This window comes from Micromonospora sp. DT48, assembly GCF_049844495.1.
In the GTDB taxonomy this organism is placed as follows: domain Bacteria; phylum Actinomycetota; class Actinomycetes; order Mycobacteriales; family Micromonosporaceae; genus Micromonospora.
On the sequence record NZ_JBNCLE010000008.1, the window covers coordinates 398242 to 421065 of the forward strand.

Below are 22824 nucleotides of genomic sequence, written 5' to 3' on the forward strand. Positions count from 1 at the left end.
GTCCTGTTTTGGTCACGGGCCCCCGCCCGCGGGGGGGTGCGGGGGGGCCCTCCGGCCGCGTCCGGTCACCGGGGGGGGCGGGGGGCCCCCCCCCCCCCCCCCACCACCGCGAACTCCAGTCGACCGAGCGAGATTGGACGCGATATGACCGAAACCGTCGTCAGGCCCGCTGAGGAACTCCGCTGGGACGTTCCCCCCAACACCTCGACCAACCGGATCACCGACCTCGCCGAGGTACGGCGCTACATCGACGCCATCGACTTCGGACCGCTCAAGCACCGACTCACCCAGGGACGCGACATGCTGGGCGGTGCGTGGAGCCCGGCCCGGGCGGACTACTACGAACGGCTCTACAAGAACTGGCTGTACCTGCGACGCAGGTACGAAGGGGAGCTGCTGCCGCCGCACATCGACATCGACGAGTTCTGGCACGGCCACATCCTCGACACGTACGCGTACTTCGCCCACTGTGACCGGATTTTCGGCTACTACCTGCACCACCTTCCCTATGTCGGTACGGGTGGGCCGGTCGACCGTACGAATCTGTCGAACGCCTGGCAGCAGACCCAGGATCGGTACCACGCCGAATTCGGTGAGTACATCTACGACTTTATGGAGTAGACCGGGACACCCACCGCCACTGGCCCGGCCGACCGCAGTCCCGGCCGTCGGGCCTCCGCTCGACAAGGGGATCTCCATCCAGTAGAAAACATCACCGGACATCCTTTTCCCGTCGAGGGGCTGGCCGGTCTACTCAGACCCGGTGGGCCATGAGTGGATGGGTATGGCCCGGTTTAGTCAGATGGTGACCGCCCACCGGCGGCGGCTCGGGTTGACCCAGGAGGACGTCGCGGCCGCCACCGGCCTCGCCGTACGCAGCATCCGGGACGTGGAGAACGGACGCGTGGCCCGGCCGCGCAAGTCGACGGTCCGGTTGCTCGCCGAGGCGTTCAACCTGTCCGCCGCCGACCGGGTCCACTTCATCCACGCCGCCGACCCCGACCTGGCCGGGCCGGAGGGAGAGCGACCCCAGCAACTGCCGCTGGCCGCGCCCGGCTTCGTCGGCCGCTGCGCCGAGCTGGCGACCCTCGACGCCGGACGGCCGACGGAGGCGTCGACACAGCCGACGGTCGCGATCTTCACCATCTCCGGCATGGCCGGGGTCGGTAAGACCGCCCTCGCCCTGCACTGGGCGCACCGGGCGTCCGGCTGGTTTCCCGAGGGCCAGCTCTACGTCAACCTCCGCGGCTACGACGAGGCCGACGTCGTCGATCCCAGCGACGCCCTCCGGGGCTTCCTGGAGGCGCTCGGCGTGCCGGCCGCCGGGATACCGGCCGGTCTGGAGGCCCGCATCGGGCTGCACCGCAGCCTCCTGGCCGGTCGTCGGATGCTGCTGGTGCTCGACAACGCGCGCGACTCGGCGCAGGTGCGACCGCTGCTGCCCGGTGCCGGCGGTTGCATGGTCGTGGTGACCAGCCGGGACGAGCTGTCCGGGCTGATCGCCGCGGAGGGAGCGCACCCGATCCGGCTCAACGTGCTCACCAGCGACGAGTCGATGAGTCTGCTCGCCAGTCGGCTGGGTGCCTGTCGGCTGGCCGCCGAACCGGCCGCCACGGCGGACATCATCGACTCGACGGGGCGGCTGCCGCTGGCGCTGTCGATCGTGGCGGCACGGATGGCGCTGCATCCCAGCTTCCCGCTCGACGCCTTCGCCGCCAGCCTGCGCCCCGACGAGGCGATGCTGGACGCGTTGGCCGACGGCGACGTCCGCGCCGTCTTCTCCTGGTCCTACCTGGCGTTGAGTCGACCGGCGGCGCGGCTGTTCCGGCTGTTGGGGTTGCACCCCGGGCCCGACCTGACCGCCGAGGCCGCGGCGGCGCTGGCGGGGGAGACCCCGGCGACCATCACCGCGCCGTTGCGGGAGCTGACCCGGCTGCACCTGCTCACCGAACACCTGCCCGGCCGGTACGCCTTCCACGACCTGCTGCGCGCGTACGCGGCCGAACTGACCCGCACCGCCGGGGAGGCCGAGGAGTCGCGGGAGGCGCGCCGCCGGCTGTTCGACTACTACCTGCACAGCTCCTACCCGGCGGCGCTGCTGCTCCAGCCGCAGTGGCCGGCGATCGACCCGATTCCCGCGCTGCCGTCGAACGTCAGGTCCCCGGCGGAGAACCACGACGCGGCGCTGAGCTGGTTCGCGGCGGAGGGTCAGGTGCTGCTGCGGGCGGTGCGCCAGGCCGCGGAGACCGGCTTCGAGGCGTACGCCTGGCAGCTGGCCTGGGCGTTGACCACCTTCTTCGCGCCGCACGGCCTCTGGCGGGATCAGCTCGCCGTCCAGCAGGTCGCGCTCGCCGCGGCGGAACGTATCGACGACCTGGCCGGACAGGCTGTGGCCAACCGGTTGCTGTCCCGCGCGGAGACCCGCCTCGGTGACCTCGACGTGGCCGAGAAACGACTGCTGCGCGCCCTGGACCTGCACCGGCGACTGGACGACCCGACCGGCCAGGCGCTGACGCTGCACAACTACGCCGAGGTCTGCTACATGCGGGGGCGGCCCGAGGAGGGGCTCCGGCACGTGCAGGAGGCGTTGCGGTTGTACCGGTCGGCCGGCAACAGCGCCGGAGAGGCTCGGGCGATGAACGCGGTCGGCTGGCTCTACGCCGCCACGGGCGACTATCCACGGGCGATCGAGAGCTGCTCGGCGGCGCTGGCCCGCCAGCGTGCCAGCGGTGACCGCAACGGCCAGGCGGCGACGCTGGACAGCCTGGGCTTCGCCCACGGCCGCCTGGGCGAGCACGATCGGGCGGCCGAGTGCTACGAGGAGGCCATCGCGCTGTTCCGGGAGTCCGCGGACCGGTACCACGAGGCCGAGACCCTTCAGCGGCTCGGTGAGGTACGGGAGGCGATGAGCGACATCACCCGCGCCGTCGACGCGTGGCAACGGGCCGCGCAACTCCTGGACGATCTCGGTGACCCGGCCGCCGAGCACGCCCACCAAGCGGTGGCGCGGCTGTCGCCGCCCTGAGCACCGTGGCGGTGCCACGTGGGTGGCACCGCCACGGCGGCGCCCGCGCGGCCCGGTGCGTCAGCGCTGCGGTGCGCGGCTGGTCGGGCTCCCGGCGCGCAGCGTGGCGACGACATGGCGTTCGACGTCGGCCCAGCTTGCTGCGGGCCGACCGTAACCGGGCACCGGGCGACGCTGCGGTCCGAAGAAGTACTGGTGGGCGACGGTGCCCCGGATGGCGGCGTGCACCTCGGGATGGTCGTCGACGAAGTGGGTGAGGGCGAGGTCGAGGCAGTGCGCCCGCTTGTCGGCGCGGGCCCGACAGAATCGGACGTGGTCGCGGGCGATGCCGCTGCGTCGGTAGACGTCGTGGGCGGCGAGCCACCGCAGGGTACGGGCCTGCACGCGCGGGCCGCACTTGGAAACCAGCCACACCCGACCGTCGAACAGCGGGACGAGGCGGGCGATGGTCTCGACCGCACCGGGCACCTCGGGGGTGGCCAGCATGGTTGCCTCGTCCCCGCTGAAGAAGGCGGTGTCGCCGCCACGCGGGTGCGCGGCGCCGTCGATGATGACCCGGCCGATGTCGATACCCAGCCGGGGGAGCTTGTCGGTCATGCCGCTCAGCATGCGGCGCGCTCACCCCATGCAGAACTATTGTTCACGTCCGGCTCTATAGTTACACACTATGACTGGGCGAGACCTGTTGGAGGCCGACGCGCTGCGCTCGTTCGCGGTCTTCGCCGAGCACCGCAACTTCACCACCGCCGCGCAGGAACTGCACATCAGCCAGCCCTCCCTGCACGTGAAGATCCGGAAGCTGGCCACCGCGCTCAGCGTCGACCTGTACGAACGCGACGGCCGCCGGCTGACCCTGACCGCCGCCGGTGAACGCCTAGCCGCGTACGCGCTGGACTCGCGCCGACGGGCCGAGGAGTTCCTGCGCGAACTGCACCACGAGGCCACGCCGACGTTGACCATCGCGGCCGGGCGGGGCGCGCTGCGGTGGGTGATCGGCGAGTCGATCCAACGGGTCGGCCGCCAGGGGCGTCGGGTACAGGTGATCACCGCGAACCGGGACACCGCTCTCGCCGCACTCACCAGCGGGCGGGCCGACCTGGCCGTCGTCGCCCACGATCCGCCCGGCCGACACGTCGAGGCGACGCATATCGCCGCCTACCGGCAGGTGCTGGTCATCGGCAACGGGCACCCGCTCGCCGCGCGCCGACAGGTCCGGCTCGGTGATCTCGACGGCCTGGATCTCGTCGTACCCCCGGCCGGGCGTCCGCACCGCCGGGCGCTGGACCGTGCCCTGCTCGACGCCGGAGTGCGCTGGCAGGTCGCCGCCGAGGTCGACGGGTGGGACCTGTTGGTGCATCTGGCCGCGTTGGGGGTGGGCGCCACCGTGGTCAACGGCTGCGTCGGGCTCCCTGAGGGGCTACGTGCGGTCCCGATCCAGGGGCTGCCCGAGATCCGGTACTGGGCCACCTGGCGGCCACCGCGACGGACCGTGGTGCAGGACCTGCTCGACCAGTTCGGTGCCGCCCGGTGAGCGGCCGGCTCACCTCCGCCAGCAAGCTCCTCGCGTACGTGCTCCGCCACCGTCCGGACGCCGTCGGCATCACCCTCGACCGGGGCGGCTGGGTCGAGGTGGAGGTGCTGCTCGCCGCGCTCGCCGAACACGGCCGTCCGGTCACCCGGCAGGTGCTGGCCGAACTGGTGGCCGGCACCGACAAGCAGCGTTTCGAGCTGCACGCCGGGCGGATCCGGGCCGCGCAGGGCCACTCGATCGACGTCGACCTGCGCCTGGAACCCGTCGTGCCGCCGTCGCTGCTATATCACGGCACGGTGGCCCGCAACCTGCCTGGCATCCGTGCCGACGGGCTGCGGCCACGCGGTCGTGTTCACGTCCACCTGTCGGTGGACCGGGAGACCGCCGCCACGGTCGGCGCGCTGTGGTGACCCGCTGGTGCTGACCGTGGACGCGACGGGCATGCACCGGCACGGGTTCGTCTTCTACCGGGCCGTCAACGGTGTCTGGCTCATCGACCACGTCCCGCCGCGCTGGATCACCTTCGGTGAGTCGGCTTGACACGCAAGTCACTACTTGCCTATAACTCTGTCTGTGGATTCGGACGCCGACCTGTTCAAGGCCATCGGCGACGCGACGCGACGCGCGATCCTGGACGAGTTGACCGACAGGGACGGTCAGACGCTCTTCGAGATCTGCGGCCGACTCACCATGAAGCACAACCTGACCTCGTCACGCCAGGCCATCTCGCAACACCTCGCGGTGCTCGAACAGGCCGGCCTGGTGCACACCCGCCGACAGGGTCGCTGCAAGTTCCACTACCTCGACACCAGCCCGCTGCGTTCGATCATCGAGCGGTGGGACATCGACCGAGAGGCACCAGGCTCATGATCCGCATCCATCTCACCAGCGTTCTCGTCGACGACCAGGCCAAGGCGCTCGCCTTCTACACCGAGAAACTGGGGTTCATCAAGAAGACCGACATCCCCGCCGGTGACGCCCGCTGGCTCACCGTCGTGTCGCCGGCCGACCCCGACGGGGTCGAACTGCTGCTGGAACCGGACGGTCACCCGGCGGCGGGACCGTTCAAGAGGGCCCTGGTCGCCGACGGCATCCCGGTCACCCAGTTCGCCGTCGACGACGTGTACGCCGAGGTCGAGCGACTCAAGGGACTGGGTGTCCAGTTCACCCAGGAGGCGTTGGACCTGGGACCGGTGGTCACCGCCGTCCTCGACGACACCTGCGGCAACCTGATCCAACTCGCCGCCATGAAGTAGCCGCCCGGCGAACCCGCCGCGCGTCGCTGGCCCGCCGACCTGCTGGCCCCGCTGCCGGTCGGCCTGCTGGTTCCGTGCCGGTCGGCGTACCGGGGCACCTGCGGCGTCCGGCGTGGCGGGGTCCGGCAGAATCGGCGGGTGCCCGTCCACCTGATCACCGAGCCCGACGACGAGCGGATCGCCGACTACCGGGCGCTGACCGACGTCGAGCTGCGTACCCGCTGGGAGCCGCCGCACGGCCTGTTCATCGCCGAGGGCGAGCTGGTGCTGCGGCGGGCGCTGCGGGCCGGCTACCCGGCCCGGTCCTTCCTCGTCGACGCCAAGCGGGTCGACCAACTGGCCGACCTCGACACCGGCGAGGCCCCGGTGTACGCGGCCACCCCCGACGTGCTGCGCGAGGCGACCGGATTCCACGTGCACCGGGGCGTGCTCGCCTCGTTCCGGCGCAAGCCGCTGCCGAGCGCCGCCGAGGTGCTCGCCACCGCCGGGCGTGTGGTGATCCTCGAAGACGTCAACAACCACACGAACCTGGGCGCGATCTTCCGGGCGGTGGCGGGGCTGGGGGTGGACGCCGTACTGCTCTCACCGACCTGCGCCGACCCGCTCTACCGGCGCAGCGTACGGGTCAGCATGGGTGAGGTCTTCGCCGTGCCGTACGCGAAGCTGGAACCGTGGCCGGCGGCGCTGGCGGACGTCCGGGCCGCCGGGTTCACCGTACTGGCGATGACGCCGGCACCCGACGCGGTGCCCCTCCAGCGGTTGGGCCCGGCCCAGCGGTCCCGCGCCGCGCTGCTGCTCGGCGCCGAGGGCGCCGGGCTGACCGGCGCGGCGATGGCGGCCAGCGACGCACGGGTGGTGATCCCGATGCGCCGTGGCGTCGACTCGCTGAACGTCGCCGCCGCCACCGCCGTGGCCTGCTGGGAGCTGGGCCGCGACGACCCGCTCTGAGCGCGTCGGTGCGGAGGCCGTGCCCTGCTGTGCCCGCCACCGCTACGAGCGAGCCGCCGCACACCCGCGCCGAGGCACCGGCAGGCATCCGTGGTCACGGGCGGTAGCGTGTCGCGAGTGTTCCCTACCGTGCGTGAGGTCCTCGCCCTGGACCCGGTCCGCCACGGCGCGCCGCGCCTGGTCGCCGGGGAGGTCGGGCTGGACCGTCGGGTGCGGTGGGTGCACGTCGCCGAGGTGCCGGACATCGCCACCCTGCTCGGCGGCGGCGAGTTGGTGCTCACCACCGGTATCGGGCTGCCCGGCGACGACGCCGGGCTGCGGGCCTTCATCGGGGACCTGGCCGGCGTCGGCGTCTCCGGGCTGGTGGTCGAGTTGGGTCGGCGCTATCTCGACGGCGTACCCCGGGTGATGGTGGCCGCCGCCGAACGCCACGGCCTGCCGTTGGTGGAGCTGCGCCGGGCCACCCCGTTCGTGCGGGTCACCGAGGCGGTGCACGCCCTGATCGTGGACGCCCAGCTCACCGAGCTGCGGGCCACCGAGGAGATCCACCAGCGGTTCACCGAGCTGTCGGTGGAGGGAGCCGAACCCGGCGAAGTGGTCCGGCAGGCGGCCGAGCTGTCCGGCTGCCCGGTGGTGTTGGAGAACCTGTCCCGCCAGGTGCTCGCGTACGACCCGGTGGGGGAGAACGCCGAGTTGCTGCTCGACGGCTGGGAGCAGCACTCACGGCGGATCCGGGCCGACGGGCGTACGGCGTACGACGCGGACCGAGGGTGGCTGGTCACCATGGTGGGCGCGCGGGGACAGGACTGGGGTCGGCTGCTGTTGCGCTGGCCGCCCGGCGGTCACCTGGCCGGTGGGCAGCCGCCGGTGCCGGACAGCGGGCGGCCCGCCCCGGTGCCGGCCACCGGGCGGGACGTGGCGACCCCGGCCGGGCGTGGCGGCTCGCCCTCGGCACCGCCGACCAGGCTGACCATCCTGGTGGAGCGGGCGGCGTCCACGCTGGCCCTCGGCCGGCTGATCCGTCGGGACGCCGAGGGGTTGGAACGCCAACTCCACCGGACCCTGCTCACCGCCCTGCTCGACCACTCCTGGCCGGTGGACGAGGTGGCCCTGCGGGCGCGGGCGCTCGGGGTGGCGCTGGAGCGCCGTCATCTCGTCGGGCTGGTGGTCCGCCACCGGGTGGATGCGGCCGGAGGGGAGCCGGGGCATCCGGGCGACGCGGCCGACCACGTACCGGACGCCGGGCCCACCTGGCTGCGCGACCTCGCCGAGGCCGTCGGACAGGCGCTGCGCGAGGCCGGGCTGACCGGGCTCACCAGCGCCCTGGACGACCAGACGGTGGGTGTGCTGCTCGCCCTGCCCGACGCCGCGACCGAGGAACGGGCGTTGTCCGCCTTCGCCGCCGCGCTGCGCCGCGCCCGCCCGGAACTGGCCGGACGCGCTGAGGTGTCGGGGCGTACCGAGGACGCGCCGGGTCGGCGTCCCGGCCCCGGGCTGCTGATCGCCGCCGGATCCGGGGTGGGCGGTCTGCGGGAGGCCCGCCGGTCGCTGATCGAGGCGCGTCAGGTCGCCGACGCGGCCCGCCGGGACCGGCGTGACCTGCCGATCTTCCGGCTGCCGCACGTCGGCCTGGCCGGACTGCTGCACCTGTTGCGCGATGAGCCCCGGGTGCAGACCTTCGTCGAGCGGCAACTCGGGGCGCTGCTGACGTACGACGCGCAGCACCCCCGGGAGCAGCTGCTCGGCACCCTACGGGCCTACCTGGAGCAGGGCCGGAACAAGTCCGCCGCGGCATCCGCCGCGCACCTGTCCCGCCCGGCGTTCTACGAGCGGTTGGCCCGCATCGGCCGGATCCTGAACGTCGACCTCGACTCGGTCGACGCCTGCCTCTCCCTCCACGTAGCCCTCCTAGCCCTAGACGCCATCCGCACCCCCTGACCCGCCGTGTTGATCAAGAAGTTTTGGTCATCAGGGAGATCGAAAATGACCAAAACTTCTTGATCAACCCGCTTGGGGGTGGGTGAGGGTTTGGAGGGTCTTCTGGTAGGCGGGGGGGATGTGGTGGTTGGCGGCGGCGGGGGTGAAGGTGTCGGAGGCTGCGGCGGTCGACCACGCCTGCTCGGGTACGGCGGCGACCAGGGCGGTCACCACCGGGGTGCCGCGCCACTCCGGCTGCTGGGCGAGCAGGCTCAACGCGACCACCGACTCCTCCACCTCGCCGACGCACTCGAACGGCTTGTGCCCGTCGATGCCGAGCAACTCGCGGTAGCCCGGAATCTGCGTCGCGTCGGCGAGCAGGTCGCCGCCGAAGATCCGGCTGATCCGCTCGCGGGGCATGAACGGGGCCATCGCCAGGAAGACGAACCGGCACTTGGGGCAGTCGCGGCACCACCGCTCGCTGGCGTCGCGGAGCTTGAACGCGGCGTTGCAGCTGGTGACCACGTCGTCGTAGCGGTCGATGGTGGCGAACAGTCGGGCGATGTGCAGCTCCGACAGCGGGCGCAGCAGCGAGAAGTACGGCTCGACCAGCCCGGCGTGCTCGGCAAGGGCCGCCCGCAGCAGCCCCTCGGCAGCCACCCCCTTGGACCACTGGTGGTTGATCTCGTGACCGTTCCAGATCAGGTTCGGGTCCGAGGCGGAGCGTTCGTTGGACATCACCACCGGACCCAGGCCGTGCAGGACGGCGGTGGCGACCGCGATCAGCGAGTTGATCGCGGTGACCGGGATGTGCCCGTTGCGCGCGCCGGCCGCGTTCAGCTCGAACAGCACCGGGTCGATACGCCGCCGGGCCGCCAGCGGAGTGAGCCCGGAGGCCGCGTTCACCGCGTTGATCACGTGGTTCGGGTTGACCGAGAAGGGCACCGGATCCAGACCGGCCCGGCGCAGCGCCTCCAGACTGACGATCGAGTCCTTGCCGCCCCCCACCGCCGACAGCGGGCGTCGGTCGGAGTTGTCGTACTCGGCGGCCGGCTTCACCCGTCCCTCGGGCACGCGCGGGGCCAGCTCCAGCACATACGGCAGCCGGTTGCGGTACGCGTACTCGGCGAGGCCCTTGGTGTAGACGGCCGTGACGAACTCGACGGCGGCCGGGCCGAGCGGTGCCGGCAGGAGCAGCTGACCCGGCGCGGCCGTCTTGTAGTAACTGACCCCGGCCACCACGTGCAGCAGCTCCAACACCCGGCCCAGCGCCGCCACGGCGGCGTCCGACGGGGACTCCTCCGGCACCGGGAACGTGACCACCTCGGTGAACCGCTGCTCGCCGTCGGGCCCGGTCAGGGCGTAGTCGAACAGCGCCTCGCCGGTGGACAGGTCGATCGAGTAGGACGAGAAGGTGAAGGCGTCCATCCGCGCCAGCTGCGTGTTGAGCACACGCCATACTAGGCCCTGGTTCGTCCGGCCGTGCCCGGCTCGGCTGGACCGTGACCTGTCGCCGTCGTATCCGAGGAGTGCCTGTGCGCCTGTCTGACCTGCGCGGACGTAAAGTCGCCGTCTGGGGGGCCGGCCGGGAGGGTCGGGCCGCGGTGACCGCCATCGCCGCTCACGGCCCGGCCGACCTCGTCGCCGTCGACGACAGCGCGAACTTCCTCTCCCTGCCCTGGGACGGGCCACTGGCCGAGGCCGCCCCGCTGGTCACCGGCGACGAAGGCTTCGCCCGGCTGGCCGCCGCCGACGTGGTGGTCCGCTCGCCCGGTGTGCCGCAGACGCATCCCTGGCTGATCGAGCTGCGCGGCCGGGGCGTGACGGTCACCCAGGGCACCTCGCTCTGGATGGCCGACCACGGCGAACGCACCATCGGGGTGACCGGCAGCAAGGGCAAGAGCACCACGTCCAGCCTGATCAGCCACCTGCTGACCGCGGTGGACCGGCCGAACGTCTTCGGCGGCAACATCGGCGTACCGACGCTGGACCTGCCGGATGCCGAGCTGTACGTGCTGGAGCTGTCCAGCTACCAGTGCAGCGACCTGACCGACTCGCCTCGGGTGGCGGTGGTCACCGCCCTGTTCCCCGAGCACCTCGACGCGCACGGCGGCGAACGGGAGTACTACCGGGACAAGCTCAACCTGCTGGCGAACGGGCCACGCACGGTGGTGGTCAACGGCACGGACCCACGGTTGGCGTTCGAGCTGGGTGACCGCGCGGCGGTGCGCGCCGGCACCCCCGAGTCGGTGCACGTGGCCGCCGGTGCGGACGGTACGCCCTGGTTCCACCTGGTCGACCAGCCGCTCTTCCCCCGGGCGGTGCTGCCGCTGGTCGGTCGACACAACGAGGGCAACCTCTGCGTGGCCCTGGCGGTGCTCAACGCGTTGGGCATCGACCTGGTCGAGCGCAAGGACGCTCTGGCCGTGGCGGTCGCCGGGTTCCAGGGACTGGCCCACCGGCTGACCGAGATCACCGACCCGTCCGGCCTGACCTTCGTCGACGACACCCTGGCGACCAGCCCGTACGCGGCCATTCACGCCATCGACGCGTACGAGGGGCGACCGTTGACCGTGATCGTCGGCGGCAACGACCGGGGCGTCGACTACACGCCCATGCGGGAGCACCTGGCCGAGCGGGAACTCAACGTGATCGGCATCCCGGACAGTGGTGCGCGGATCATCGAAACGCTCGACGGGCTGCCGAAGGTACGCACCGATCTGGTCGACGATCTGGTCGACGCCGTCCGGTTGGCCCGCCAGGTCACTCCCGCCGGTGGCGTGGTCCTCCTTTCCCCGGCCGCCCCCAGCTACGGCCGCTTCCGCAACTTCGAACACCGCTCCGAGGTCTTCGCCGAGGCGATCCGCAGCACCGTCCCCGCCTGACCACCCGCCCCGACGGTCACGGAGGGGTCACCCTCGGCTGCCCCACCCGGCTCTGAGCAGGCGTAGCGTGCCCGCCCCGGCCAGGTACGCCACCAGCGCGGGCACCGGCCAGCCGAGCGGCTCGGGTGCGGTCTTGGCCGTCGTGGCGTTGACCACCAGGGCGTACCCGACGGCGGCGAACCCGGCGACGGTGAGCACGGCGCGAACACCCGCCCGTCCGGTCGGTGACCTGAGGTGCCGGGGACGGCTGGTGGACGCCTCGATCGGACCGAAGATGGCGACCAGCACGGCCAGCACCACCGCCAACATCAGCACCCAGGGCAGGCGCCAGGCCAGCCAGGCGGCCGTACCGGCCTGTGGGGTGGGGAGCAGACCGAGCCCGTGCAACGCGCCGACCAGCAGTACGGCCGCGCTCAGGTGCCACAGGAAGACCGTCAGCACGACCGAGTTGACGCCGATCACCAGCTGCCAGGGGCGGGAGCGGCGTAGCCACCGGTGTGCCGGTTCCCGCAGCAGCAGGATGAGCCCGAGCTGGGCGGTGGCGACCGCGAGCAGGGCCACGCTGGGCGGGGCGGCGTTCGCCAGCCGCTGACCAGGGAGATTGATCATGCTCACCGGGTACGGGCCGGGGCCGGTGAGCAGCGCCGCCACGGCGAGACCGCCGAGGAGCATGAGGCTCGCGGCGCGACGGGACATCGGCAGGCACCGGGTGCGTACGCCGGTTGCCGGGCCGGTGTCGTTCGGTGCTGGATCGCCGTCGACGGCTGCGTGGCCGTCGTCGGTGCGCGACACCTCGGTGGCGGGTCGGCCGGCCGGGTGGCAGTGGCCCCGGTGGGCGTCGTACCAGGCGAAGCCGACCTGGTGGACGGCGAGCCAACCCAGCAGGTAGTTGGGCAGGGCCAACCCGGCGGGCCCGAGCGCGCGGCCCAGGTCTCCGGCGGCGACCAGCAGGGTCAACGCCAGTGGCACCAGCAGCCCGAGGCGGCGGTGCAGCGCGTACATGACCGGGGTCAGCGGCAGGACGGCGAGGTAGGCGGCGAGGAACCACAGCGGGATGGTGGCGAACCAGACGATCGGGCGGACCTCGTCCGGCTGCGCGCCGGCCAGCCGGGCGACCAGCGCGCCTCCGGCGAGCACCAGCACCAGGGCACTGGTCGGGCGCAGCAGGCGAGCGCTGCGGCCGAGCAGCCATCCGATCGCGTCACCGCCCCGGCGTCGGTGGGCGGCCAGCGAGGCGGCGTTGGCGTACCCGCCGACCAGGAAGAAGACGGGCATGACCTGGACCGCCCAGGTCAGCGGGTAGGCCCAGGGGATGGTGGTCAGTGCCGAGTGCCCGTCCGGTCGGCCGTTGTCGTCGTACTCGACTGCCGCTATCGCCCAGTGCCCGAGGACCACCAGGATGATGGCCAGCGCCCGGAGTAGGTCGAGGTAGCGCTCCCGATCCGGCGGCGTCCGGGCGGCGAGGCGGGCCAGGCGGCGCATCCTCCGAGCGTAGGCCAGGACCGCAGCGGGTCGGACCGAGGCACGGATGGTTGATCAAGAAGTTTTCGTCGTCAGGGAGATCAACTACGACGAAAACTTCTTGATCAACCCGGGTCTGACGGGGCGGGGTGGGGTTGTGTGCCAGGTAACAGTTTGAAAACTTCGCCCACGGTCTTGACATCGAGGGGGCTTTAGTAAGAACTTTTACCACTAACAGTTAACAGTCTTTTCGGAAAGGCATCTCATGGTTGATCACCAGTCGGACATCGCCGCGGTCGCCGCGGCGACCGACGCCGACGGGATCGACCGGCGAGGTGCCCTCGGCGTCGCCTCCGACGGGACACTGGCCCGGGTCCGCACCGGTGCCGCCGAACTGACCGGCGCGCTGCGCCGGGTCGCCGAGCATGTGCTCAGCGATCCGGAGGCGGCGGCCCGTGCCACCATCGTGGAACTGGCCGAGCGCAGCGGCACCTCGCCGGCCACGGTCACCCGGTTCTGCCGGGCGATGGGCTTCGACGGCTACGCCGACCTGCGACTGGGCATCGCCGCCGAGACCGGCCGGGCCCGATCGGCCGGTTGGACGGTCGACATCGGACGCGAGATCCAGCCCAACGATCCGCTGGAACGAGTCCTGGAGCAGATCATCGCGGCCGACACCCGGGCCATGCACGACACCGCCGCGCTGCTCGACCTGGCCGAGGTGGAGCGGGCCGCGGTGGCGATCGCCGGGGCCGAACGGGTGAACATCTTCGGTGCCAGCGGAAGCGCGCTGGTCGGCGAGGAGATGCAGTTCAGCCTGCATCGCATCGGCGTGGCCGCGTGGGCCTGGAACGACGTGCACTCAGGACTGGCCGCCGCCGCGCTGCTGCACCCCGGCGACGTGGCCTTGGGCATCTCGCACAGCGGGCAGACCCGCGAGGCCATCGAGATGCTCGCCGAGGGCGGTAGCCGGGGCGCCACCACCATCGCGCTGACCGGGTTCCGCCGCTCCCCGTTGGCCGAACTGGCCGACATCGTGCTGCTCACCGCCAGCCAGGCCACCACCTTCCGGCCGGACGCGCTGTCCGCCCGGCACCCCCAGCTGGTCGTCCTCGACCTGCTCTACATCGCCGTCGCCCAACGCACCCACGACCGCGCCCACGCGGCCTTCCGGCGTACCGCCCAGGCCGTCGACGGGCACAAGGCCGCGCGGGAGGCCAACGCATGATCAGCGCCCAGGGGTACGCGGACGCGGTCCGGCCACTGCTCGACCGACTGGTCGAGCGGGGAACCGAACCGCTGGGGCGGGCCGCCGACCTGATCGCCGCCAGCCTGCGTGACGGCGGGGTGCTCCAGGCGTTCGGTGCCGGGCACTCGGAGGTCTTCGCCGCCGAGTTGGTCGCCCGCGCCGGTGGGCTGGTGCCCACCAACCGGATCTCCCTACCCGACCTGGTGTTGCACGGCGGGGCATCGCGTCAGGTGCTCGCCGACCCCAAGCTGGAACGCGACCCGGCCGTCGCGCATCAGCTCTACGCGATCGCCGCTCCCCAGCCGCAGGACGTCTTCGTGGTGGCGTCCCAGTCCGGGATCAACGGATCGGTGGTCGAACTGGCCCTGCTGGCCATCGAGCGCGGTCACCCGTTGATCGCGGTCACCTCGGTCGAGCACACCGGACGGGTGGCGCCCCGGCACCCCTCCGGTCGGCGGCTCGTCGATCTCGCCGACGTCGTGCTGGACAACGGCGCGCCGTACGGCGACGCACTGCTGCCGCTCGAGGGCGGCGGCGCGGTCTGTGCGGTCTCCTCGGTCACCTCGGCGCTGTTGGCGCAGCTGCTGACCGCGGAGGTCGTCCGACGGTTCCACCTGGCCGGAGAGGTACCCCCTGTCTACCTCTCCGCCAACGTCCCCGGTGGGGACGAGCACAACCTCGCCCTCGAGTCGCGGTACGCCGGACGTCTCCGGCGAACCGCCTGACCCCGACATCACAAGGAGAGTCACACGATGTCCGTTACCCCCGATCTCGACCGCCGGACCCTGCTGCGCCGCGCGGCGGCCGCGGGCCTCCTGGTGACCCCGGCTGCCGGTCTGCTCAGCGCCTGCGCCGGCAGCACGCCGAGCCAGAACAACGACAACGCCGGGGAGAAGAGCGACGACAACCCCTTCGGCGTGCAGGACGGCAGCTCCGTGAAGGTGGTCATCTTCAACGGTGGGCTGGGTGACGCCTGGGCCAAGGAGGACCAGGCGATCTTCAACGCCAAGTACCCGAACGTCACCGTCAACATGAGCTCCACCCAGAAGATCAAGACCGAAGAGCAGCCCAAGATGGCGACGCAGCCCAGCGACGTCGTCATGAACTCCGGCGCCGACATGATGGACATCAGCACCCTGGTCAACGAGGGCGCCATCGAGCCGCTGGACGACCTGCTCGCCGCCCCCGCCTGGGACGGCGAGGGCACCGTCGCCGACAGCCTGTTGCCCGGCACCGTCGGCGACGGCACCTACCAGGGCAAGTTCTTCGTGGTCAACGTGGCCTACACGGTCTGGGGCAACTGGTACAACGACGCCCTGTTCAGCAAGGAGGGCTGGACGCCGCCGAAGACCTTCGACGACTTCTTCGCCCTCGCCCCGAAGATCAAGGCCAAGGGCATGGCCCCCTACGTGTACGACGCCGTGCACGGCTACTACCCGCGCTGGGCCCTGATGGCGACGGTCTGGAAGTCCGCCGGCAAGCAGGCCGTCATCGACATCGACAACCTCAAGGAGAACGCCTGGCGTGCCGAGGGCATCCTGCCGGCGCTGGAGGCGTGGGAGAAGCTGGTCAAGGACAAGCTGCTGCTGCCCGGCAAGCTCGACCACACCCAGTCGCAGCAGGCCTGGCTCGACGGCAAGGCCGCCTTCATCCAGGTGGGCACCTGGCTGAAGAACGAGATGGCGGCGACCATCCCGCCGGGCTTCGAGATGAAGATCTCCGACTACTGGGGCCTGGGCGCCACCGACAAGGCGCCCAACGACGTCTACGCCGGTGCCGGCGAGGGCATCGTGGTCCCGGCCAAGGCGCCGAACAAGGCCGCCGCCAAGGAGTTCCTGCGCGCGGTGCTCTCCAAGGCCGGGTCGGCGAAGTTCGCCGAGCTGACCAAGTCGCTGGCCTCCACCAAGGGCTCCGGCGACAACGTCCAGGACGCCGCCCTCGCCAGCGCCAACGAGCTGATGAAGAACGCGGGCTCGGACCTGATCTCGATCAAGCTCTGGAACTTCTACGCCGACCTGGACAAGGAGAGCCAGAACCTGTCCGCCGAGTTGATGGCCGGCCGGTTGACCGCCGCGCAGTTCGTCGACAAGATGCAGGCCGCCGCCGACAAGGTCGCCAAGGACTCGTCGATCACCAAGCAGACCCGCGACGCCTGATCCGAACGAAAGAGTGAGTCCCATGCGGCACGGTGTTGCACGTTTCGTCACGGGTTTCCTGGCCCTGCCGGTCGGGCTGTACCTCTTCTACGTGGTGTGGCCCTTCCTCCAGGCGGCCGGGTACTCGCTGACCGACTGGGGAGGCTACTCCGACAAGCAGCAGTTCGTCGGGCTGGACAACTACCTCCGGCTCTTCTCCGACGAGCTGATCAGGAAGGCGTTCTGGCACAACGTCTTCTTCCTGATCACCGTGCCGCTGTTCACCATCGCGCTGGCCCTGTTCCTCGCGTTCCTGCTCAACGTGGGCGGACGCGAGGACAAGGCCGGTATCCGGGGCGTGTTCGGCTCCGGTCTCTACAAGGTGATCTTCTTCTTCCCGCAGGTGCTGTCCCTGGTCGTCATCGCGGTGATGTGGCAACAGATCTACCGCGCCGACGGCCAGGGCCTGATCAACGGCATCCTGATGAAGATCGGGCTGGTCGGCGAGGACGACCCGATCACCTTCATGCACGACCCGGAGCCCTTCCTCGGCGTACCGGCGGTGCTGTGGTGGCTGCTGCTGATCGCGGTCTGGAGCGGTGCGGGCTTCTACATGGTGCTCTTCTCCGCGGCCATGCAGTCCATCCCGAAGGACGTCTACGAGGCGGCCATCCTGGACGGAGCCGGCCGCTTCCACACGTTCTTCCGGATCACCCTGCCGCTGCTGCGGGACACCGTCTCGGTGGCCTGGGTCTACCTGGGCTTCATCGCCCTGGACATGTACGCCCTGGTGTTCGTCATGACGCCGAGCCAGGGTGGCCCGAACCACGCCAGTGAGATCTTCGCGTCGGTGCTGAACTTCACCGCCTTCCAGAAGGGCCAGTTCGGCTACGCCTGCGCGATGGGTGTGGCGTTGGCGATCTTCACGATCCTGCTGGCCGCTCTCCAGCTGAGGATCACCCGTCGTGAGCGGATCGAGTACTGAGGAGACCTGGACGATGAGCACGGTGACCCACACCCCGGGTGGCCTGGCCGGCCCCGACCAGACTCCACCACCGACCCGTACGCCGGCATCGCGCGCCGCCCTCGGCGGAGGCCGCGCCGGGGCACGGTTCTTCAACGGCTTCTCCCACCTGTTCCTCGCCGTCTGGGCGATCATGGTGGTCTACCCGTTGCTGTGGGTGGTGATGTCGGCGCTCAAGACCGACGCCGAGGTCATCCGCAAGCCGCTGTCGCTGATCCCCGAGCGGTTGCAGTGGGACAACTTCGCCCGAGCCTGGACCGAGGGGCAGATCGGGTCGTTCTTCCTCAACACCGTCCTGGTGCTGACCGGCAGCGTCTTCCTCACCATGCTGCTCGGCTCGATGGCCGCCTACGTGCTCGCCCGCTACGAGTTCCGGGGCAACCGGCTGATCTACTACATGTTCCTGTCCGGGCTGACCCTGCCGATCTACCTGGCTGCGGTGCCGCTGTTCAAGGGCGTCTACAACACCGGCGTGGTACTGCCGTTCCTCGGCCCGAACAGCCACTTCATGCTGATCCTGGTCTACGTGGCCTGGTCGCTGTCGTTCACCGTCTTCTTCATGCACTCGTTCTTCCGTACCCTGCCCAACGCGATCGCCGAGGCGGGCATGGTCGACGGCGCGTCGCACAGCCGGTTGTTCTTCAGCGTGATGTTGCCGATGGCGAGACCCGGCCTGATCAGCATCGGCATCTTCAACGTCCTCGGCCAGTGGAACCAGTGGTACCTGCCGACCCTGCTCATGCAGTCGGTGGCCGGTGAACCGAAGAACCAGGTCATCTCCCAGGGCCTGATCGAGCTGTCGGTCAACCAGGGCTACCGCTCCGACTGGTCGGGGCTGTTCGCCGGGGTGACCATGGCGATGCTGCCGGTGCTCATCGTCTACATCGTCTTCCAGCGGCAGGTGCAGTCCGGCCTCACCGCCGGGGTGGGAAAGTAGCCCCGGTACGCCCGCAGCGGCGGCCGGTGGCTTCTCGGACGCCACCGGGCCGCCGTGACCACGCTCGGCGGGCTCAGAGCACGTCTTGGTTCTGCTGGTCGGCGGTCCGACGCGCGGCGCGTTCGTGGCGGTCCACTGCTCGGGCGTGGGCGATGGTGAGGAGCCGATCGATCTCGGGCAGCATGTGCGGGCCGGGCATGACGATGCTGCCGAAGCCGTACAGCGCGTAGCCCGGGTGCGGTACGAAGGTGTCCAGTCGGGCGAAGTCGAACTCGTGCCGGTGGTCCTCGAAAGCCTTCGGTGGGAAGCCGAACAGGTTCTCGAACTCGGTTCGGCCCAGGTCCAGGTTGAGGCGGAAGACGCCGGGACGGTCGAGCTGGGAGGCGTCGTCGAAACCGGGCACGTCGTGCTCGACGATGGTGGCGAACGGCTGGCGGCGGTCGGGGCCGACGTAGAAGAACCGGTCGCCCCAGGCACCCTCGGGTGACCCGTTCTCCTCGCTCGCCACGACCTGCTCGACGCCGGGCAGCGCGAGAATCCGGTCGGCGAGTACTGCCGCATCGACGCCGGTCGGGATGTGCAGCACCGCGTCGGCGTGGTCGATGGTGGCCTGATCCAGTGGGAAGTAACGGTAGTCGTGCGTTCTCCGCTCGGCCGCTGCTATCTCGGCTGCCCGGACGTACCGCGGAAGTGTGGTGTCCTGCTGGAGTCTGCCCTCGTAGGTCGACCGGGCGGGGGCCTCGATGCCCAGCGCGGGGGATGCGCCGAGGCTGCCGACGACCACCGCGTACCTGTCGGTGAGCAACGACGCGACGATGGCGCCCGCACCGGCCCACGAGACGTCCGTTCCGGCCATCGTCATCGTGCTCGATTGACGCTGGAGGTGAGTGTTGTGCGCGAAGACCAGCGTGGGTCCGCGGTGTGCCTCGGCCGAGCGGATCGCGAGCAGGTTCTCGGCCATCAGCGCGTCCCGGACCCCGGCCAGGCGGGCGAAGCGTTCTTCCTGCCGCAGCGGCGCGGCGGCCGCTGCGTGGTAGCGCAGCACCGCGACAGCGGACATGGCGTGCACGAACGCTGTCGGCCAGCCCTCGGCCAGTCGGGGTGCGTTCAGGTACAGCTCGGTCAGCAGGTCGTCGGCGATCACCCGGAGGCGCTGGGCGTCGGTCGAGCGACCGATCGACCTACCGGGCTCCCAGATCGCTGCCGTGTCGCTCCACCGGGCCTCGTCCCCGACCAGACCGTCGATCTCCGCTGATCGATCGAGGCCGAGGAAGTCGCAGACCCACCTGAGGTAGCGCCGAGGGCTGGGCGCACCCTCGATCTCCAGCGGGGCGTCGAAGCCGTGGAACGTCAGGCGCTCGGCGGCCGGTCGCCCCGCGTTCCATTCGCGCATCCGCAGCAGCAGGTCACGGTTGGCCGGGGCGGCACCGAGCCCGTGGCTGAACCCCTCGGCGAGCGCCCGGTCGAGGGTGACGGCGGTGTCGCCCTGGACGAACTCGTTGGCGATCAGCGCCGCCGCCCGGTCGCTCTCCAGCGCGATCGACCGGTAGCCCTGCTCGGCCAGCGACATGAAGGTCTCGTTGCGGATCTGGAGGAAGGCGGACTCGCCGTGCGTCGGCTCGCCGAGCGCGAGCAGCGCCGGTGGTACGGCAAACAGGTCGAGAAGGGAGATCATTCCATTAACCGTATCGTTGAACCTCCGGTTGAGACTTTCGAGCAACGGAGCGCGGTGAAAGCCACCAAACCCTCCAACCCGGGGGTACGCCGACCAGTCGACCTCGCGCGCCGGCACGGCCTCTCCGCGCAGGCCGTGCGCAACTACGAGCGCGACGGCGTCCTGCCGGCGGCCCAGCGCACCCCCACCGGCTACCGCCTGTTCACCGAGGTGCACGCCAGAGCGCTGAGCGCCTACCTGGCACTGATCGCGGGCCACGGCTACCCGGCCAGCGGCGAGATCATGCGTGCCGTCAACCGGGGCGACATCGACGCCGCCCTGCGCACGATCGACGACAGCCACGTCCTGCTCCAGCGCGACCGAGAAACCCTGGACGCGGTCGAGGCGGCGGTCGCCGTCCTCACCGGCTCGCAGCGGCAACCGCAGAGCCGGCGAGCCGTGCCGATCAGCGTGCTGGCCCACCGCCTCGGCGTACGACCGGCGACCCTGCGCAAGTGGGAACGGGCTGGCATCCTGCAGCCGGCGCGGGAGCCGGCGACCGGCTACCGCCGCTACTCACCGGACGACGTCCGCGACGCCGAACTCGCGCACCTGCTGCGCCGTGGCGGATACCGGCTCGACCACATCGCCGGGGTGCTGAGTCGGTTGCGCGAAGCCGGTGGCACCGAACCGCTCGTCGCGTCGCTGCGCCAGTGGCGGGAACAACTCACCACCCGTGGCCGAGCCATGCTCACCGGTGCCGCCCGGCTCGCCGAGTACATCGACGCCGCCGACGTCGGGTCCGACGAGCCCGCCACGGGCAACGTCCCCTGACCGCGCCACGCGGGCCTGCGACGTCCCCATCGAACGCCGCGCCGATGGCAAGGTGGTGCCCATGGACAGGACGCAGGTCGCCGACTGGATCGCCGGCTACGAGCGGGCCTGGCGGACGCCGGGCACGCAGGCGCTGGCAGAACTCTTCACCGAGGACGCGAGCTACCAGCAGGGGCCGTACTGGACGCCGGTCGTCGGTCTGCCGGCCATCGCCCGGATGTGGGAAGAGCATCGGGACGGCCCCGACGAGGTCTTCCAGATGACCACGGAGATCGTCGCGGTCGACGGGGACACCGCGGTGTCGCGCCAGGAGGTCCGCTACGGCGACCCGGTCGACCAGGAGTTCCGCGATCTCTGGGTGATGTGCTTCGCCGCCGACGGACGGTGCCGTTCGTTCGAGGAGTGGCCCTTCTGGCCGGGGCAGCAGCCGAGCAGTTGATCGGAGCCCGGCCACGGGCGCTGTGCGGTGGGGTTCAGGGTTCAGGTGACGCGTGCCGCGACGGCCGCGTACCTGCGGTCCGGGGTGTCCGGGAACTGGTGGCGCAGGCGCTGAAGCTCGGTGAAGCCGGCCCGGGTCAGGTGGGCGGAGAACACGTCGACCGGCCAGCGGTACGCGGTGAGCACCTTGTGGTCGAACGCGGCCACCTCGTCGTCGCTGTCGAAGAAGCCGATCACCAGCCGCCCGGACGGTTTCAGCATCCGGCGGAACTCGGTGAGCACGTCGTCCAGTTCCTGCGGTGGAAGATGAATCGTCGAGTACCAGGAGAGGATGCCCGCCGCCGTGTGATCGGGAACGTCGAGCTCGGTCATCGAGCCGAGTTGGAAGACCGGCCCGGGGACGTTCGCCCGGGCGTGGTCGATGAACTCGGGAACCAGATCGACGCCGGTCACGTCGACGCCGAGGGAATGCAGGTAGCCGCTCCAGTGGCCGGGGCCGCAGCCGAGGTCGAGCACCCTGCCGTCCAACCCGGCGAGATGGGTCCGGACGAGGGACGTGTCGTCCTGGTGGTCCTGCCAACCACCATCGGAGAGCGCGATGTACCGCGCGAACACGGACGAGTAGGCATCACGGACCAGTTGGCTGCGCACCGCGACACTGTAGATCCGGGACCCGACACTTCAGCGACGGTCGGTCAGCCGACGAGGGGGGCGTCTATTCGGCAGTCTCGGCGTCGGGCACCCGGGCGTCGGCGACGACCGGCTGTCTGAGGATGGTGCGCCGTTTCTCGGGGGCCACCCGGCGGAAGTCACTCAGATAGATCTCGTGGTGTTTCCCGGTCATCCGCAACCCGTGGTTCGGGATGAACTCGTCGTGCAGGTGGGCCAGCACGGCTGCCTCGTCGTCGAAGGAGCCGACGTGCAGCGTCTGCACACACCGTCCTTCGGACAGGGTCTCCAGCCGGATGTCATCAAGGCGCGCTGGCCGGTTCTTCGCACCGGCCTGCTCGACCGCGGTGTCGACCATGGCCCGGTCGATCCAGTCGGGGACCATGAGCAGCAGGGTCCAACTCCACAGCGACTTGTCCCGCGAGGTGGTGAAGGCAGCCATGTCGTCGGCCCACCACAGGCCCTCCAGGGGCGGGACGACGTAGTCGCGCCCGAGGTCGCGCTTGCTGGCGAACTTGAGCTTGTACGCCACCGGATAGAGCGCCTCGACCGCCGCGGTGAAGGCGGGTGAGGTGTTGGGATCGCCGTGACCGTCGATCATGAGGTATCGCATGTCGGGCACGTCGACGATCCGGAACCGTCCCCGTGGTGCCTGGTAGGCGTCGACGGTCTTCTTGAAGTCGGTCTTGTCTGTCATCGGGTACCTGAATCCGGGCTGGTCATTCGAGTGGGGCACCGCCGAAGCCGACCCCGTGCGGGTCGGTCAGCTCCGGGGCCAGCCGATGCCAGCCCCAGGCGCTGCCACCGCCGTCGTGGATCAGAACGAAAGTCGCCACGCCCCGGAGCCTGCCACCCGGGTAC

General features: G+C 70.8%; 23 protein-coding genes. 17 read left to right on the forward strand and 6 right to left on the reverse strand.

What is annotated here, in order from left to right; translation table 11 throughout:
- Positions 1-144: 144 nt before the first annotated feature.
- Positions 145-621 carry a glycine-rich domain-containing protein gene (locus tag ACLQ2S_RS11870; RefSeq protein WP_155218340.1) on the forward strand — a complete coding sequence of 159 codons (477 nt, stop codon included), beginning with the start codon at positions 145-147 and terminating at the stop codon, positions 619-621.
- A 142-nt stretch (positions 622-763) separates the two neighbouring features.
- A complete protein-coding gene (locus ACLQ2S_RS11875) occupies positions 764-3025 on the forward strand; it encodes an ATP-binding protein (RefSeq protein ID WP_425701676.1) in 2262 nt (753 codons plus the stop codon).
- Positions 3026-3085: 60 nt separating this feature from the next.
- On the opposite strand, the gene ACLQ2S_RS11880 is transcribed toward ACLQ2S_RS11875, so the two are convergent.
- A complete protein-coding gene (locus ACLQ2S_RS11880; protein ID WP_425701677.1) occupies positions 3086-3622 on the reverse strand; it encodes a hypothetical protein in 537 nt (178 codons plus the stop codon).
- Between the two features lie 70 nt (positions 3623-3692).
- On the opposite strand from ACLQ2S_RS11880, the gene ACLQ2S_RS11885 reads away from it, so the two are divergent.
- From ACLQ2S_RS11885 to ACLQ2S_RS11915, 7 genes are all read left to right on the forward strand, one after another.
- The gene (locus ACLQ2S_RS11885; protein WP_425701678.1) at positions 3693-4556 is read left to right on the forward strand and encodes a LysR family transcriptional regulator; all 864 of its coding nucleotides are present in this window, start codon (positions 3693-3695) and stop codon (positions 4554-4556) included.
- On the forward strand, positions 4553-4966 hold the full coding sequence (locus tag ACLQ2S_RS11890; RefSeq protein WP_425701679.1) for an RNA 2'-phosphotransferase: 414 nt from the start codon (positions 4553-4555) through the stop codon (positions 4964-4966). Before ACLQ2S_RS11885 ends, ACLQ2S_RS11890 begins: the two co-directional genes overlap by 4 nt.
- Before the next feature lie 7 nt (positions 4967-4973).
- A complete protein-coding gene (locus tag ACLQ2S_RS11895; RefSeq protein ID WP_425701680.1) occupies positions 4974-5096 on the forward strand; it encodes a hypothetical protein in 123 nt (40 codons plus the stop codon).
- A 33-nt stretch (positions 5097-5129) separates the two neighbouring features.
- The gene (locus ACLQ2S_RS11900; RefSeq protein WP_309223310.1) at positions 5130-5426 is read left to right on the forward strand and encodes an ArsR/SmtB family transcription factor; all 297 of its coding nucleotides are present in this window, start codon (positions 5130-5132) and stop codon (positions 5424-5426) included.
- Positions 5426-5812 (forward strand): VOC family protein, encoded by a 387-nt coding sequence (locus ACLQ2S_RS11905; protein WP_309223357.1) that lies wholly within the window; start codon positions 5426-5428, stop codon positions 5810-5812. The genes ACLQ2S_RS11900 and ACLQ2S_RS11905 overlap by 1 nt, the downstream gene beginning before the upstream one ends.
- Positions 5813-5875: 63 nt before the next feature.
- Complete coding sequence (locus ACLQ2S_RS11910) at positions 5876-6760, forward strand: TrmH family RNA methyltransferase (RefSeq protein ID WP_230462627.1); 885 nt, start codon at positions 5876-5878, stop codon at positions 6758-6760.
- Between the two features lie 24 nt (positions 6761-6784).
- Positions 6785-8698: a PucR family transcriptional regulator gene (locus ACLQ2S_RS11915; RefSeq protein ID WP_425701696.1), complete on the forward strand. Its 1914-nt coding sequence runs from the start codon at positions 6785-6787 to the stop codon at positions 8696-8698.
- Between the two features lie 63 nt (positions 8699-8761).
- On the opposite strand, the gene ACLQ2S_RS11920 is transcribed toward ACLQ2S_RS11915, so the two are convergent.
- A complete protein-coding gene (locus ACLQ2S_RS11920) occupies positions 8762-10129 on the reverse strand; it encodes a hypothetical protein (RefSeq protein ID WP_309223308.1) in 1368 nt (455 codons plus the stop codon).
- 83 nt (positions 10130-10212) lie between these two features.
- On the opposite strand from ACLQ2S_RS11920, the gene murD reads away from it, so the two are divergent.
- Complete coding sequence (murD, locus tag ACLQ2S_RS11925) at positions 10213-11562, forward strand: UDP-N-acetylmuramoyl-L-alanine--D-glutamate ligase (RefSeq protein ID WP_309223307.1); 1350 nt, start codon at positions 10213-10215, stop codon at positions 11560-11562.
- Positions 11563-11589: 27 nt separating this feature from the next.
- On the opposite strand, the gene ACLQ2S_RS11930 is transcribed toward murD, so the two are convergent.
- A complete protein-coding gene (locus ACLQ2S_RS11930; protein ID WP_155218331.1) occupies positions 11590-13044 on the reverse strand; it encodes an acyltransferase family protein in 1455 nt (484 codons plus the stop codon).
- Positions 13045-13288: 244 nt separating this feature from the next.
- On the opposite strand from ACLQ2S_RS11930, the gene ACLQ2S_RS11935 reads away from it, so the two are divergent.
- From ACLQ2S_RS11935 to ACLQ2S_RS11955, 5 genes are read left to right on the forward strand one after another with little or no spacing between them, the layout of a single operon-like run.
- Complete coding sequence (locus ACLQ2S_RS11935) at positions 13289-14251, forward strand: MurR/RpiR family transcriptional regulator (RefSeq protein WP_155218329.1); 963 nt, start codon at positions 13289-13291, stop codon at positions 14249-14251.
- A complete protein-coding gene (locus tag ACLQ2S_RS11940) occupies positions 14248-14997 on the forward strand; it encodes a sugar isomerase domain-containing protein (protein WP_425701681.1) in 750 nt (249 codons plus the stop codon). The genes ACLQ2S_RS11935 and ACLQ2S_RS11940 overlap by 4 nt, the downstream gene beginning before the upstream one ends.
- A 27-nt stretch (positions 14998-15024) precedes the next feature.
- Positions 15025-16428 (forward strand): N-acetylglucosamine/diacetylchitobiose ABC transporter substrate-binding protein, encoded by a 1404-nt coding sequence (gene ngcE / locus ACLQ2S_RS11945; protein ID WP_155218325.1) that lies wholly within the window; start codon positions 15025-15027, stop codon positions 16426-16428.
- A gap of 22 nt (positions 16429-16450) precedes the next feature.
- Positions 16451-17392, forward strand: a complete 942-nt coding sequence (locus ACLQ2S_RS11950; protein WP_155218323.1) for a carbohydrate ABC transporter permease — start codon at positions 16451-16453, stop codon at positions 17390-17392.
- A 13-nt stretch (positions 17393-17405) separates the two neighbouring features.
- Positions 17406-18368 (forward strand): carbohydrate ABC transporter permease, encoded by a 963-nt coding sequence (locus ACLQ2S_RS11955; RefSeq protein ID WP_155218609.1) that lies wholly within the window; start codon positions 17406-17408, stop codon positions 18366-18368.
- 73 nt (positions 18369-18441) lie between these two features.
- On the opposite strand, the gene ACLQ2S_RS11960 is transcribed toward ACLQ2S_RS11955, so the two are convergent.
- Positions 18442-20043 (reverse strand): DUF6194 family protein, encoded by a 1602-nt coding sequence (locus tag ACLQ2S_RS11960; RefSeq protein ID WP_425701682.1) that lies wholly within the window; start codon positions 20041-20043, stop codon positions 18442-18444.
- Between the two features lie 54 nt (positions 20044-20097).
- Between ACLQ2S_RS11960 and ACLQ2S_RS11965 the strand changes: the two genes are divergently transcribed.
- Together ACLQ2S_RS11965 and ACLQ2S_RS11970 are read left to right on the forward strand one after the other, a co-directional pair.
- Positions 20098-20856 carry a TioE family transcriptional regulator gene (locus ACLQ2S_RS11965; protein ID WP_309223306.1) on the forward strand — a complete coding sequence of 253 codons (759 nt, stop codon included), beginning with the start codon at positions 20098-20100 and terminating at the stop codon, positions 20854-20856.
- Between the two features lie 61 nt (positions 20857-20917).
- Positions 20918-21295 carry a YybH family protein gene (locus ACLQ2S_RS11970; RefSeq protein ID WP_155218319.1) on the forward strand — a complete coding sequence of 126 codons (378 nt, stop codon included), beginning with the start codon at positions 20918-20920 and terminating at the stop codon, positions 21293-21295.
- A 41-nt stretch (positions 21296-21336) separates the two neighbouring features.
- Here ACLQ2S_RS11970 and ACLQ2S_RS11975 read toward each other — a convergent pair whose 3' ends face one another.
- The gene (locus ACLQ2S_RS11975) at positions 21337-21945 is read right to left on the reverse strand and encodes a class I SAM-dependent methyltransferase (protein WP_425701683.1); all 609 of its coding nucleotides are present in this window, start codon (positions 21943-21945) and stop codon (positions 21337-21339) included.
- Between the two features lie 64 nt (positions 21946-22009).
- Positions 22010-22660 carry a GyrI-like domain-containing protein gene (locus tag ACLQ2S_RS11980; RefSeq protein WP_155218317.1) on the reverse strand — a complete coding sequence of 217 codons (651 nt, stop codon included), beginning with the start codon at positions 22658-22660 and terminating at the stop codon, positions 22010-22012.
- Positions 22661-22824: the final 164 nt, after the last annotated feature.